This window comes from Streptomyces sp. NPDC031274, assembly GCF_055570235.1.
The window spans coordinates 1-1,214 of sequence record NZ_JBVIHP010000329.1; the positions used below are offsets into that span (position 1 = coordinate 1).

The following is a 1,214-nucleotide window of genomic DNA, read 5'->3' on the forward strand; positions in this document are numbered from 1 at the left end:
AAGGGAGAGCGAAGAGATCGGCACGGCACCACCGCACGTGCGCGTCGGGCGCGTGAGCCGTGACGCGGGCGCGAGCCGTCGCCAGGGAGTCCGCCGACCGGTCGACGGCCACGAAGTGGGCCCGAGGGCTGGAGTCGACCAGGTGGACGGTCTGGGCGCCGACCCCGCAGCCGACCTCCAGGACCCGGCTCCCCGCCGGATACGCCGTGCCGTCGTGCAGCAGCGCGGCAAGGGTGTTCGCCTGGTCCCCCAGCCTGCGGGCCTCACGGTGCGAGTATCCGTGGACGTAGTCAGCTGCCAGTCGGGCGGCGGGATCCGGCGTCGGAATGGTGGTGTCGGCGGCTGCGGCTGCTGCTGTCTGCATGACTTCACCCTGCTGCCACTATGGCCTGGTGAACAGGTCCAATGACGGCGGCACTCATCGGTCCAATGACCGCGCCACTGGCCGGTCCGATCGCCGCGCCACTGGCCGGTCCGATGACTGCGCCGCCGAGGGGTCCATAACGGCCGAGCGGTCCACGACGCACGAGACAGGATCCGCAGCCCACGGAGCAGGATCCGGAGCGTACGAGGCACTGTCCGGCGCCGACTTCCTCCAGCTGAACATCGGCGACGCCCCGTCGGGCGGCCGCGCGGACTGGCTGGCCCGGCGCCTTCGCGTCGCGATAGCGGACGGTCACCTGCCGGTGGGCAGCAGGCTCCCGGCGACCCGTGTCCTGGCAAGCGAACTCCGCGTATCCCGCGGCGTGGTCACCGAGGCCTACCAGCGCCTGAGCGAGGACGGGCACGTCGCCGGGCGCGGGCGGAACGGCACCGTAGTGGTCGCCGCACCGGCGAAAGCCCGGCCCGCCGCACCCGCGGACCCGCCTCCCACGCTCGCCACGCCTCCGGGCGCCCTGTTCGACGCCCCGCCCGGCACGGACATCTTCGACGCACTGCGGGCGGCCCCCGCCCGGATCGATCTCTCGCCCGGCGTGCCCGATCTCGCCGCGTTCCCCGCACCGCGTGGCTCCGCGCCGAACGCACCGTACTCAGAGATCTTTCGGCATCCGCCTTCGGATACGGAGACCCGCGCGGGGCCCCGGCCCTGCGCGTCGCCGTCGCCGACTGGCTGGCCCGCAACCGCGGAATCCGCGCCGATCCAGGCGACGTCGTCATCGTCGCGGGCACCGCCCAGACCTTCACTCTGCTCGGCCAGGTGCTGCACGGCGACG

1 protein-coding gene and 1 pseudogene are annotated in these 1,214 nt (G+C 73.3%); one reads left to right on the top strand and one right to left on the bottom strand.

Going from position 1 to position 1,214, the window contains the following annotated elements; translation table 11 throughout:
* On the bottom strand, positions 1-364 hold a 364-nt coding region (locus tag ACZ5CR_RS46095), incomplete at its 3' end, for a class I SAM-dependent methyltransferase (RefSeq protein WP_468869942.1).
* Between the two features lie 211 nt (positions 365-575).
* Between ACZ5CR_RS46095 and ACZ5CR_RS46100 the strand changes: the two are divergent.
* Positions 576-1,214: pseudogene (locus tag ACZ5CR_RS46100) on the top strand (aminotransferase class I/II-fold pyridoxal phosphate-dependent enzyme); the annotation flags it as partial.